Source organism: Ruegeria sp. N7 (genome assembly GCF_056531345.1).
On the sequence record NZ_JBQFLR010000013.1, the window covers coordinates 90,035 to 102,220 of the forward strand.

Genomic DNA, 12,186 nt, shown 5'->3' on the forward strand with positions numbered 1-12,186 from the left:
CATTCCGTTTTTTCCTGATTACTGCTCGACCACAGGGTAGCGCAGAATCAGAAATTCACAAAGTGCTCAGACGTTCGCCTCACGCTCCTGCGCAGCACGCTCTGCCCGAATGCGTTCCAATGCCTCGCGCAGCAGGGGCACGCGGTTCGGCCTGAAACTTTGTTCCGTCACTGACATGTCCTGTAAGCGATCCAACCGGAAAACGCGAAAATCCTGTCGCAGGTGGCACCAGCCCAACAACACGTTCGAGTGATCCAGATAGACGATGCTCAAAGGGTTGACGCGCCTGTGCGTAGCGTCGCCTTTCGCGTCCGTATAGAAAAACTCGACCGCGCGCTCATCCCACGTCGCCTGCCGCAGAGTGGCCACGTCAATCGTGGGTTCAGGCGGGCGGTTGAACCGCGTAGCAGCCAGAACCGCATGGCTGAGCCGGTGGGACTGGCGTTGCGGCAAGCGTCCCTGAAGTTTCCGCAGGGCCGTGCCCGCTGCGCCCGACAAAGCCGGATCGCCAATCACCTGAACTTCGCGCAGGCCCAGAACCAACGCTTCAAGCTCATCATCAGTGAACCCCAATGGGGGCAGGGTTGCGTCCTCGATCAGCGTAAAGCCAAACCCCGCTTCGCCATCGATCACGGCACCCAGTCCGCGCAATGCATCAATATCCCGATGAATTGTTCGGGCCGAAACACCCAAATCCTGCGCCAACTGTTCGGATGTTCTGGGCGAAGGACCAGAACGCAGGGCTTGCATCAGTTGGAACAAACGGGCGGTGCGGGACATGATGTATTATAGCTTATCCCTAATGACAGAAACTGTCATTAGGTCCCGATACTCAGTCAGCACCCCATAACACGGAGCCTTATAATGCTGACCCTTCTCACCTTCCCCTCTGCCTTCGGCCTGTTCAGTGCCAGCCCCTTCTGTGTCAAGACAGCATTGATGCTTCAGCAGTCCGGCCAGACCTGGCAGCGCTCGGACATGCTTGACCCCCGCAAGATGCCCCACCAGAAGCTGCCCGTTTTGCGGACGCCGGAACGCCTAGTCCCGGACAGCGACCTGATCCGCGATTGGTTGGAACAGCAGGGCGCGGATTTCGACAAAGGGTTGACGGATGTCGAAAAGGCGCAGTCCCGCGCACTGGTGCGCATGGCCGAAGAGCATCTGTATTTTCACATCGTTCTGGATCGTTGGGGCAATGACGAAGTCTGGCCAGTCTTACGCGATACGTTCTTTACCGGAATTCCGGCGTTGATCCGGAAACCGGCATCCAATGCGATCCGGAAATCCGTTCTGAAGGGGATTACGTCACAGGGAATCGGGCGGTTTTCGCTGTCCGAACGGTTGGACCGGATCGAACGTGACCTCGAGGCGATCTCAGCCTATCTGTGGCAATCCTCTTTCCTGCTTGGGGACCGTCCGACATCGGCTGACATGAGCGTTGGTCCAATGCTTGCCGCGATGCGCGCCACACCTGCGGACACCCCCCTGACCCGCCGGATCAAACAGGATAACCTGCTGAACAGCTACGTGGACCGGTTGGAACAGGCGATACCAATTGCATGAAACCCTTTGAGAACCCTTTGGTCGCTTCGGCCTTTGAGACCCTGCCCCCGCAAACCCGTGCGGGGGCGCTGGCCTTGCGGGAGCTTGTGTTTGACACGGCAGCCTCTCTGCCTGCCGTCCGCACGGTGCGAGAGGAACTGCGCTGGGGTCAGCCCGCCTATCTTGCGCCCAAAGGGTCAACGATCCGGCTGGGCGCGCACAAATCGGCAAGTTTCGCCTTGTTTGTGCACTGTCAGAGCCGGTTGATAAGCGATTTCACTTCCGCCTTTCCGGCCGAGGACCGGATCGATGGGACCCGTTCCGTTCTGTTTGATGACACCGCACAAATCGATCCAACACGCCACGGATGGCTGATTGCCCGCGCGTTAACCTATCACCTCTGACGGCGCCTGCGTTCGACCTTGCGCTTGATCTTGTCTTTCTTGCGCTTGGTGCTGATCGCTTTGCGCCGGGATGATCGCCCTTTTGGCCCATGTCCACGCGGCAGGGTCTGGTCGTCAATGGACAGCAGCTCCAGCTCCAATCCACCGGTCACAGGTGTCGCTTCGGTCAGTCGAACGGTGACACGTTGGCCGATGGCGATAATCAGCCCCGTGTCCGCCCCCATAAGTGTCCCGGCCTCGCGGTCGAAATGGAAGAACTCGCGCCCCAATGATCGCACCGGAACCAAGCCATCCGCGCCGGTTTCGTCCATTTTGACAAATGCACCAAACCGGGCAATGCCGCTGATCCGGCCTGTGAACTCATTGCCAACCCGCTCGCTGAGATATGCGGCCAGATAGCGGTCAGTCGTGTCCCGTTCAGCCATCATGGATCGGCGTTCAGTATCCGAGATATGAGTGGCCGTTTCTTCGAGCCGGGTAATCTCGTCTTCGGTCAAACCGTCCGTGCCCCAACCGTGGGCTGAGATCAGCGCCCGATGCACGACCAGGTCGGCATAGCGCCGGATCGGCGAGGTGAAATGCGCGTAGTTCCGCAGCGCCAGCCCGAAATGGCCGAAGTTTTCAGGGTTGTAATAGGCCTGTGCCATCGACCGCAGGGTGGTCAGGTTGATCAGTTCCGCATCCTCGGTCCCGGCGGCGGCGTTCAGCAGCGCATTCAGGTGTCGGGTTTGCAGCACCTGCCCCTTAGCGAGGTTCAATCCGGCAGCCTGCGCCGTTTCCCGCAGGCTTTCTAGCTTCTCGGGTGCGGGTTCCTCGTGCACGCGAAACAGCAGCGGACGGCGCTTGGCGATTAGTGTCTCGGCAGCCGAGACGTTGGCGAGGATCATGAACTCTTCGATCAACCGATGCGCATCCAACCGGTCGCGGAACGCCACGCTTTCGACATGACCCGTCTCGCTGAGCACGATCTTTCGCTCGGGCAGGTCCAGTTCCAGTGGCTGTCGCACAGCTCGCGCTTTCTTCAGCGCGGCATAAGCGGCGTAAAGCGGTTTCAAGACCGTCTCCAGCAATGGCCCGGTGCGGTCGTTCGGGTTGCCGTCGATGGCCTCCTGCACTTCGGCATAGTTCAGCGACGCGACCGAACGCATCAACCCCCGCACGAAACGATGACCAATCTTGTTACCGTCCGCGTCAATCTGCATCCGCACAGCGACACAGGCGCGCGGGACACCTTCATGCAGGGAACACAGATCACCCGACAGCCGATCAGGCAGCATCGGCACCACACGGTCAGGGAAATAACTTGAATTGCCCCGCTTGCGCGCCTCGCGGTCCAGGGCCGAGCCGGGCAGCACATAAGCAGCAACATCGGCGATAGCGACCCAGATCACATGTCCACCAGGGTTCTTGGGGTCTTCATCCGCGTGCGCGTAACAGGCATCATCACGATCGCGCGCATCCGAAGGGTCGATGGTCAGCAGCGGCATGTCCCGCAGGTCCTCGCGGCCCTTCAGGCCAACGGGTTTGGCATTGTCTGCTTCAGCAATGACCTTGTCGGGAAAGTCATCCGGGATACCGTGCTGGTGGATCGCGATCAGCGAAACAGCCTTGGGCGCGGTCGGATCACCCAACCGTTCAACAATGCGCGCACGCGGCAGGCCCATGCGATTTTTCGGCCCGGCCTGTTCGGCCTCGACCAATTCGCCGTCTTTGGCACCATGCACCGCGCCATCGGCAACCAGCCATTCAGTCTGGCCCGCCTTGTCGATAGGGACGATTCTGCCCCCTTCGGCCCCTTTGCGGAATATGCCCACGATCTTGCGCGGGTTGGTCCCGATTCGGCGGATCAGGCGGGCTTCGTAATTGTGATCTTCTTCGTGCACGACGGTCAGGCGGGCCAGAATGCGGTCACCCTCACCCAGGGCCGGGTCGCTGGCCCGCGCGATGATCAGAACGATGGGCTCGACGCCTTCGCCATGCCATTCCAGTGGGCGGGCAAACAGATCACCATCGGCATTCGGGGCCTTCACCTGCAAGACACTGACAGGTGGAAGACGGTCTGGATCGCGATAGCTGCGCTTGCGTTTTTCAAGGTGTCCTTCGGCCTCAAGCTCTTTGAGGATGCGCTTGAGGTCAATGCGATCCGCGCCCTTGATACCAAAGGCTTTGGCGATGTCGCGTTTCGAGGTCAGGGTGGGGTTCGCCGAGATCCAGTCAAGGACCTCCTGCTTGGTGGGGATGCGAGTCATGCTTCCGGCGTAGCACGCGTTTGCGACCGCGTCATGACCAAAAAACCTCAGGGTTTCAGATCAGCAACCGTATCCACATCGCGCAGCTGGTCCAGCAGGGTCACACGGCAGTTTGGGATTGAGGCAAGTGTGTCAGCCAAAGCATGTTCTGTCGACCAACGCACATCGTGGAACAGACCTGCGGGCAGCGCGCCATAGCGCTGCGCACCGACCAGCCAATAGCCGCCATCCGGCGCGGGGCCGAACACCATCTGGGATCGCCCAAGCGCACCAAATGCACGGGCAATATGTGCACGCGAAATACCCGGAATATCCGCACCAATCAGGCAAACCGGCCCCTTGGGCATTCCGCGCAACATCCGCTTCATCCGGCCACCCAGGTCGCCGGACCCCTGCGGCGCGCGTGGCAGGTCAACGGGCCAGACGCGGCTTACAAGGCCCTCCGCATCGGGCGACACGGCCAGCACAATCTGCCAACGGGGATCACGTAGCCTGCGGATCAAGGCGCGGGTCTGATGCCGAAACCACCACGCGGCACCAACCATGCCGATATCGCGCGCCAGCCGCGTCTTGACACGACCCGGTCTGGGTTCCTTGACCATGATCACCAATGTGCGTTGCATGGATCAGGCGAAATAATCCGTCAGGATACGGGTATAGATCGATTTGAGCTGCTCGATCTGCGCAACCTCAACACACTCGTCCACCTGATGCATCGTGCGCCCGACCAAGCCGAACTCCACCACCGGGCAATGGTCTTTGACAAAGCGCGCGTCCGAGGTGCCGCCGGTTGTCGACAGCTCAGGCGTAACGCCGGTTTCGGCTTCGACCGCTTTGGCCACCAGATCCGACAAAGGCCCCGGCGGGGTCAGAAAACTTTCACCCGAAATACTGATCGTGACACCGATTTCGACACCGTACTGAGCTGCCACCAGATCCGCTTCTGACTGCAACCAGTCACTCAGGCTGGCTCCGGAATGCAGATCGTTAAAGCGGATGTTGACCGCGCCGCTGCATTGCGCCGGGATCACGTTGGTCGCGGCGTTTCCAGTGTCGATGGTGACAACAGCCAGCGTGGAGGCGTCGAAATGGTCCGTGCCCTGATCCAGTTCATGGCTGGCAAGCCGGTCCATCAGCCGCGCCATTGCGGGCAGCGGGTTTTTGGCCCGATGGGGATAAGCCGAATGCCCCTGCACACCTGTAATCTTAAACCACGCAGTCATTGAGCCCCGGCGACCGATCTTGATCATCTCACCCATTTTGTTCGGGCATGTTGGCTCTCCTACCAGACAGACCGACATACGCTCACCCGCGCCTTCCATGTAATCGAGAAGCGCAGTGGTGCCGTCCAACGCATCGCCTTCCTCATCACCGGTAATTGTCAGGACAATTGCCCCATCCGGAGGGGTGTCACGCACGAAATCCATTGCGGCAGCCGCAAAAGCCGCAACTCCGGATTTCATATCGGTGGTGCCGCGCCCATACATCACACCATCCCGCACTTCGGCCCCGAAGGGCGGCGCAGTCCAGGCAGCTTCGTCGCCGACAGGGACGACGTCCGTGTGACCATTGAATCCGAAACTGCGCGCATGACCTTTCTGCCCCCAACGCGCGAAAAGGTTGCTGATGCCGCCGCGATCAACGCGCGTGCATTCGAAACCTGCCTCCGACAGCACCGCCTCAAGCAAAACAAGTGCTCCGCCTTCTGAGGGTGTGACCGAAGGGCAACGGATCAGTTCGGCTGTCAATTGGACGGGATCAATCATGCGGGTGCCTCTGGAACTGTGTCTGACGCGGGTTCGCGCACAGATTCAACGATTTGGCCGGTTTTCCAACCCCAATCCGTAAAAAAACGGTCATCCGAATATTTAGATATCAAAGCGACACCCCAATAAAACATGACACTTTACCCTGCGACCACCTTGCCGCCCGCCACAAATTCGCGTTACAGGGCCGCGAAACAGGTGAATTGAATATGAAGCGCGCCTTCTTCGCACTGATCTGCCTGACTTTCGCCGTCATCGCACAGCAAAGCCTGGCACAGTCCCTTTCGGTCACAACCGTGACCCGCCCGCCATTTTCCTATGTCGAGGATGGCGACGAAACCGGCTTCTCTATGGATTTGCTGGCGGCTTTGGCCGAGGCTCTGAACTGGGACCACACGGTCAACCGCGTCGAGGCGTTTTCTGACATGTTGGGTGCCGTGCAGAGCGGATCTGCAGACCTTGCCATCGCCAATATCTCGATCACCGCCCTGCGTGAAACGCAAATGGATTTCTCTCAGCCGATCTTCGAAGCGGGTCTTCAGATCATGGTACCCTCGGACGCGGTACGAAAACCATCGCTGTTGCAGGCCCTGCTCTCGAAAGAACTGTTCATCGCCATAGGGCTGGCCTTTGCCATTCTCCTCGGTGGCGGCATGTTGATGTGGAGCTTTGAACGCCGCGCCCAACCCTATTTCGACCGCGACTTGAACGAAGCGTGGTTCCCATCGTTCTGGTGGGCGCTGAACTTGGTTGTGAATGGCGGCTTCGAAGAGCGAATGCCACGCACTCCGTTCGGTCGAATGTTGGGTGTCGTGCTGGTGGTGTCATCCTTGTTCATCGTTTCGGTGTTCACCGCCCGCATCACCTCGGTCATGACCGTGGACGCCATTACCGGCAGCGTGAATTCGGTGAACGACCTGTACGGCAAGACTGTCGGGACAATATCAGGGTCGACTGCGGCAAGTTTTCTGAACCGGCGCGAGATCGAGTTTACCAGCTATCCGGGGCTGAATGAGATGCTGGACGCTTTCAAGGCCGAAGATCTGGATGCCGTCGTATTCGACGCGCCGATCCTGTCCTATTTTGCGGCCCATGAAGGGCGGCGCATTGCGTCGATGACAGGTGGTGTTTTCCTGCGCGAAAACTACGGCATCGCTTTCCCGACCGGATCACCACTGGTCGAGGATGTAAACCAGGCATTGCTTGGCTTGCGCGAAGACGGAACCTATGACGAAATCTATCGCAAGTGGTTCGGATCGCGGAACTAGGCCTGCGCCTCGTCTCCGAAAAACGGTGTCATCTGCGCGACGATCACTGCGTTTTCATCCAATGCTCTTTGCATCAGCGCACGTTCGTCCGCCTCGATATCGTGACCTTGCGCTTCACGTTCGGCCAATGTGCCGTATCCGGTGACATCCAGCGGTGCGGTGTCGGCCTGCTTCAGGATCGCGACCGTCTCACGCACGGCCTCGGCCTCATCCACGCCGCTGGCATAGCACATCAGCGCCGCGCCGGTCGCCCCATCGGGCAGCCCGTCGCCCTCCTTGCGGCCAATCTGGACCAGAAGGGTATAGACTTGCTGACGCGAGGGTTTCTTTTGCTTCTCCATGCACCGGGCCATAGCCCCGCGCCGGTTCGCGGTCAAGCAGCCAACAATTGCAGGAGCCCCGCCTTGCCCCCATAGTACCCGGAATAAACCGATCCCGAATACAAAGGACGTCTTCATGCCCTACCCAGATTTCATAGCGAGTTTTCCCAGCCTCGACGTACCGTTCCCCGACGACGTGGTGCAAACGGCCGTGATCCGGTCGGATGCAGGATTGGTGGCGTTCTTTACGTTTCTTCAGGATTTCGAATTGCCCTTACATTCTCACAAAGCCCAATGGGGCATAGTGGTGGAGGGTGAGATTGAATTGACCATCGACGGGCAGACCCGGACCTACCGCTCGGGCGACAGTTATTCGATCCCATCAGGCGTGGAACATGGCGGCAAAATCAAGGCTGGCACACGGGTCATAGATGTTTTCGAGGAACCGGACCGATATCCGATCAAGGGATAAGCTGGGTGAGAGACTCAGTGAACGCGAGTCTCGGCCTCCCTCATTGATTGAAGGCCTCCGGCCTGAAAAGCTGTTGAGTTGAATCCGGCACTTTTGCGCCAGTCTTCCTCTTCATTTTGGGCCAATTCCCGCTAGCCGGGACACGACGCCAGCAATTCACAACTAAGCGTCGATGCCGGCCCTACGCTGCGGGTACTGCATAAGTCATTTTCAAAGGAGAGTTGAGATGAGTGTTCTGTCCAGATTGATGACAACAACAGCAAGCGTGATTGTACTTTCCGGTATACCGGCTGTTGCAATTCTGTCCTTTGTAACAAGTGATGCTGCTTATGCCCAAGAAGCGGGCGGTGAAGGCGGCGAAACCACCGGTGGCGGCGAGGCCGAAGGCGGCGCGCAGACCGAAGGCGGAGGTGAATCCGGCAGCGATGGTGAGGCCGAAGGTGGCAGTGACACCGAGGGCGGTAGCGATTCCGAAGGCGGTAGTGAGGCCGAAAGCGGAGGCGAATCCGGCGGCGATGGTGAATCCGGAGGTGGCAGTGAAGCCGATGGCGGCGGCGAGGCCGAAGGCGGTGGTGCGGAAACCAATGCAGGAAGCACAGAAGTGGAAGCCATGCAGGGTGAGAGCCGCTAAGCAGCACTTCAAGGCAGGCTAGGACCACAAGCTTGGTATCTGCCTTAGCCGACCTGACCCAAAGAACAAATAAGGCCGGAGCGTAACTGCTCCGGCCTTATGACATTCCCAGAACGATCAGTCCCGCAGCAATTCGTTGATGCCCGTTTTCGAGCGGGTCTTTTCGTCGACCCGCTTCACGATCACAGCGCAATAGAGGCTGACGTTGTTCTTCGACGGCATGGAACCCGCGACCACAACCGAATAGGGCGGAACCTCGCCATACATGACTTCTCCGGTTTCGCGGTCCACGATCTTAGTGGACTTACCAATGAACACGCCCATCCCCAGAACCGAGCCTTCGCGGACGATACATCCCTCGACCACTTCCGAGCGCGCGCCGATAAAGCAATTGTCTTCAATGATGGTGGGGCCAGCCTGCATCGGCTCAAGCACTCCGCCAATACCAACGCCGCCCGACAGGTGCACATTCTTGCCGATCTGCGCGCAGGACCCGACAGTGGCCCAGGTATCAACCATCGTGCCTTCGTCAACGTAGGCCCCAAGGTTCACGAAAGACGGCATTAGCACCACGCCCGGTGCAATAAATGCCGACTTGCGAACCACGCAGTTTGGAACCGCGCGGAACCCGGCAGATCGCCACTGGTTTTCACCCCAACCGGCGAACTTGCTGTCCACCTTGTCCCACCAGCCGCCGTCCTGCGGACCGCCCGGCTGGATTTCCATGTCCTTGATACGGAAGCCCAGCAGAACCGCCTTTTTGGCCCATTGATTTACGTGCCAGTCACCGGTTTCCAGCTTTTCCGCCACGCGCAGCGAGCCACTGTCCAGCGCATTCAGCGTATCCTCGATCGCCTCGCGCTGCTCGCCAGTTGTGGCGGGCGTGATTGTCTCGCGTGCCTCCCAGGCGGCTTCGATGGCGGCTTCCAGTTGCGCGTTGGACATGGGGTGTCTCCCTACAGAATCTGTTCACGTTGATTTGGCCTATACGCAAGCCGGACCCATGGCGCAATGCGACGTAGACGGGCCCAATTGCGTCTGAAGCAGAGGGTCATCAGCTTGCGCGCCGAATATGGCGGGTCAGGATCGCCGTTGCTGTGGCCATTTCCTTGCGCTTCAAAGCCCGCACAATGGCCGCATGATCCGTGTCAGCCCGTTGCACCCATTTAAACCGCCATTGCGCGAACAGATGGCGCGCGCTTGCGATATGCAGATCGTCGATTGCATGCAAAAGCCGAGGCAGCCCGCAAGGCGTCAGAATGGCGCGATGGAACGTTCTGTTCAGAGCCTCCCATTGCGGCATCGACTGCGCCTCGTCACAGGCGATGCGTGCGTTTTCGATCTTTTCCAACGCGACCGGAGACATGTTTTGCATCGATTGCTGCAACGCCAGCGTTTCCAACGCCACGCGCATTTCGATCACCTCCCGAACCTCTGCCGGGTCCAGCGCCGTAACCCGCATTCCCTTGCGTGGTTCATGCCGGGCCAATCCATGCGCCTCAAGCCGCAACAAGGCTTCACGCACCGGAACATGGCTGGTATTGAAGGTTCGGGCAATATGATCCTGCAGTAGCTTTTCACCGGCTGCCAGCTCTCCGGTGATGATCCGCTGGCTGAGGCTTTGGTAAATCGTGTCGGAAATCATTGCAGTCATGGATTATAGATAAAATCCACCATCCACATCCACAACCCGATAATTCACCCAGCGAACGGGTCCGGCGCGATATTTGCACCGCACACCAGAACACCCACGCGTTCACCCTGTTCAGGTCGGTACGCACCCGAGGTCAAGGCGGCCAATGCGGTCGCGCCGGCAGGTTCTACCAGAATGCGATGCGCGCGCCAAAGCGCCTGTTGTGCCGCCGCGATGGCATCGTCTGACACCAGAACCGAACTCATACCCTGCGCCAGTTCAAAACAGATTTCGCCGATCCGCCGCGCGCCCAGCGCGTTTGCGGCGATGCCCGACACGGAAACATCAACCGGCTCACCAGCGCACAACGCAGCATTCAACGCACAGGACGTTTCCGGCTCGACCGCCACAACCTTGCGCGCGCCACCGAACCAGGCCAGCGCCCCTGCGATCAGCCCGCCGCCGCCAACAGCGACCAGTACCGTATCCGCCTGCAAGCCCTGGGCGTCCCATTCGGCAAAACAGGTCCCTTGCCCCGCCACCGTGGCCGGGGCGTCATAAGCATGGATCTGCATTGCACCCGTCGTTGCCTCATGCTCTTGCGCTGCGGTCAGCGCGTTCGCGTATTCACCGGAAGCAACACTCAGGTCGGCACCGGTTTGCCGGATCAGTGCGATCTTGGACGGGCCCGCCAGTTCCGGCACAAATATTTTTGCAGGATACCCCAGCGTCTGCGCTGCATAGGCCGCCGCCGCACCATGATTGCCACCGGATGCGGCGACCACACCCGCAGCCGGCACATCCGAGCTGAGCAGCGTATTGAACGCACCCCGCGCCTTGAAACTGCCGGTATGCTGCATGTGCTCGAGTTTCAGTTCAACCGGATAGCCGGGAATGTTGCTTTCCATAACCGGGGTCACCTGCGCATATCCCGCGATGCGGTCCCGTGCTGCCGATATTTCACTTTTCCAATTCATTCTCGTCTTTCCGTGACTGGCACTCTGCCCGCGAACCCTATAGCTGTTTGTCAAACACGCAAGCAGGGATCGATCACCGATGAGAGAAGACCGCCACAGTCCGTTTCGCGATGCGCAGACCGACCGCTCGACCGCGAAAGAGGTTCCGGACACACCGCAAACACGCTCTCCGGCCTACCGTCTGGCTTTCGCGGATGACGAGTTTCTGTGCCGGGACGAGCTGCGCCCTGTACGGTTGCAGCTTGAGTTGCTGAAACCCGAAATGATCATGACCGAGCGGGAGATCACGTCGACCATCGTCATGTTCGGCGGCGCCCGCATTCCCGAACCCTCGCAAAAGCACACCGCGCGGACAGAAACCCTGGCCGGTCTGTCGAAATATTATGATGAGGCACGCGAATTCGCGCGACTGATGACCGTGAAATCGAAAGAAACCGGATGCCGCGAGAATGTGATCGTCACTGGCGGCGGCCCCGGTGTGATGGAAGCTGGCAATCGCGGTGCACACGAAGCAGGCGGGTGCTCGATCGGGCTGAACATCGTGCTTCCGCACGAACAGGCACCAAACAGCTTCGTGACGCCAGATCTCAGCTTTAATTTCCACTATTTTGCGATCCGCAAAATGCACTTCCTGATGCGCGCCCGCGCCATCACCATCTTTCCCGGTGGGTTTGGGACGCTGGATGAACTGTTCGAATCCCTGACCCTGATCCAGACCGGCAGAATGGATCGTGTGCCTTTCCTGCTGTTTGGCCGCGCGTTCTGGGAAAAGGTCATCAACTGGGACGCACTGGCGGATGCCGGTACGATCTCGGACGAGGATCTGGACCTGTTCCGCTTTGTCGATACCGCGCAGGAGGCGGCCGAGATCATCGAGAACTGGGAACCCGCCCCGCCCCGCGACGAAATTCCGGGGCGCTGAGC

At 59.4% G+C, this 12,186-nt stretch carries 14 protein-coding genes; 6 read left to right on the plus strand and 8 right to left on the minus strand.

Going from position 1 to position 12,186, the window contains the following annotated elements; genetic code table 11:
* Positions 1-66 precede the first annotated feature (66 nt).
* Entirely contained in the window at positions 67-780 is a 714-nt protein-coding gene (locus tag ACR0ES_RS14625) for a helix-turn-helix transcriptional regulator (protein WP_480484146.1), read from the minus strand.
* An 84-nt stretch (positions 781-864) separates the two neighbouring features.
* Between ACR0ES_RS14625 and ACR0ES_RS14630 the strand changes: the two genes are divergently transcribed.
* Positions 865-1,563: a glutathione S-transferase family protein gene (locus ACR0ES_RS14630; protein WP_480506452.1), complete on the plus strand. Its 699-nt coding sequence runs from the start codon at positions 865-867 to the stop codon at positions 1,561-1,563.
* On the plus strand, positions 1,560-1,946 hold the full coding sequence (locus tag ACR0ES_RS14635) for a DUF1801 domain-containing protein (protein WP_480871153.1): 387 nt from the start codon (positions 1,560-1,562) through the stop codon (positions 1,944-1,946). Before ACR0ES_RS14630 ends, ACR0ES_RS14635 begins: the two co-directional genes overlap by 4 nt.
* On the opposite strand, the gene rnr is transcribed toward ACR0ES_RS14635, so the two are convergent.
* From rnr to dapE, 3 genes are read right to left on the minus strand one after another with little or no spacing between them, the layout of a single operon-like run.
* Entirely contained in the window at positions 1,937-4,195 is a 2,259-nt protein-coding gene (rnr, locus tag ACR0ES_RS14640; RefSeq protein ID WP_267363705.1) for a ribonuclease R, read from the minus strand. The genes ACR0ES_RS14635 and rnr overlap by 10 nt on opposite strands.
* 47 nt (positions 4,196-4,242) lie before the next feature.
* Complete coding sequence (locus tag ACR0ES_RS14645) at positions 4,243-4,818, minus strand: TIGR04282 family arsenosugar biosynthesis glycosyltransferase (protein ID WP_480871155.1); 576 nt, start codon at positions 4,816-4,818, stop codon at positions 4,243-4,245.
* Positions 4,819-4,821: 3 nt separating this feature from the next.
* A complete protein-coding gene (dapE, locus tag ACR0ES_RS14650; RefSeq protein ID WP_480871157.1) occupies positions 4,822-5,961 on the minus strand; it encodes a succinyl-diaminopimelate desuccinylase in 1,140 nt (379 codons plus the stop codon).
* 209 nt (positions 5,962-6,170) lie between these two features.
* Between dapE and ACR0ES_RS14655 the strand changes: the two genes are divergently transcribed.
* Positions 6,171-7,229: a transporter substrate-binding domain-containing protein gene (locus tag ACR0ES_RS14655; protein ID WP_480871159.1), complete on the plus strand. Its 1,059-nt coding sequence runs from the start codon at positions 6,171-6,173 to the stop codon at positions 7,227-7,229.
* Here ACR0ES_RS14655 and ACR0ES_RS14660 read toward each other — a convergent pair.
* On the minus strand, positions 7,226-7,570 hold the full coding sequence (locus ACR0ES_RS14660; RefSeq protein WP_209598381.1) for a hypothetical protein: 345 nt from the start codon (positions 7,568-7,570) through the stop codon (positions 7,226-7,228). The genes ACR0ES_RS14655 and ACR0ES_RS14660 overlap by 4 nt on opposite strands.
* Positions 7,571-7,685: 115 nt before the next feature.
* Here ACR0ES_RS14660 and ACR0ES_RS14665 point away from each other — a divergent pair, with 115 nt between their 5' ends.
* Both ACR0ES_RS14665 and ACR0ES_RS14670 read left to right on the plus strand, forming a co-directional pair.
* On the plus strand, positions 7,686-8,021 hold the full coding sequence (locus ACR0ES_RS14665) for a cupin domain-containing protein (RefSeq protein ID WP_480774119.1): 336 nt from the start codon (positions 7,686-7,688) through the stop codon (positions 8,019-8,021).
* A gap of 226 nt (positions 8,022-8,247) precedes the next feature.
* On the plus strand, positions 8,248-8,652 hold the full coding sequence (locus ACR0ES_RS14670) for a hypothetical protein (RefSeq protein ID WP_480774120.1): 405 nt from the start codon (positions 8,248-8,250) through the stop codon (positions 8,650-8,652).
* Positions 8,653-8,769: 117 nt separating this feature from the next.
* Here ACR0ES_RS14670 and dapD read toward each other — a convergent pair whose 3' ends face one another.
* The 3 genes from dapD to ACR0ES_RS14685 form a co-directional block, all read right to left on the minus strand.
* A complete protein-coding gene (dapD, locus tag ACR0ES_RS14675) occupies positions 8,770-9,597 on the minus strand; it encodes a 2,3,4,5-tetrahydropyridine-2,6-dicarboxylate N-succinyltransferase (protein WP_480506458.1) in 828 nt (275 codons plus the stop codon).
* Between the two features lie 109 nt (positions 9,598-9,706).
* Entirely contained in the window at positions 9,707-10,306 is a 600-nt protein-coding gene (locus ACR0ES_RS14680) for a GntR family transcriptional regulator (RefSeq protein WP_480506459.1), read from the minus strand.
* 44 nt (positions 10,307-10,350) lie between these two features.
* Positions 10,351-11,262 carry a threonine/serine dehydratase gene (locus ACR0ES_RS14685; protein ID WP_480871161.1) on the minus strand — a complete coding sequence of 304 codons (912 nt, stop codon included), beginning with the start codon at positions 11,260-11,262 and terminating at the stop codon, positions 10,351-10,353.
* 79 nt (positions 11,263-11,341) lie between these two features.
* On the opposite strand from ACR0ES_RS14685, the gene ACR0ES_RS14690 reads away from it, so the two are divergent.
* Positions 11,342-12,184, plus strand: a complete 843-nt coding sequence (locus tag ACR0ES_RS14690; RefSeq protein WP_267363716.1) for an LOG family protein — start codon at positions 11,342-11,344, stop codon at positions 12,182-12,184.
* Positions 12,185-12,186: the final 2 nt, after the last annotated feature.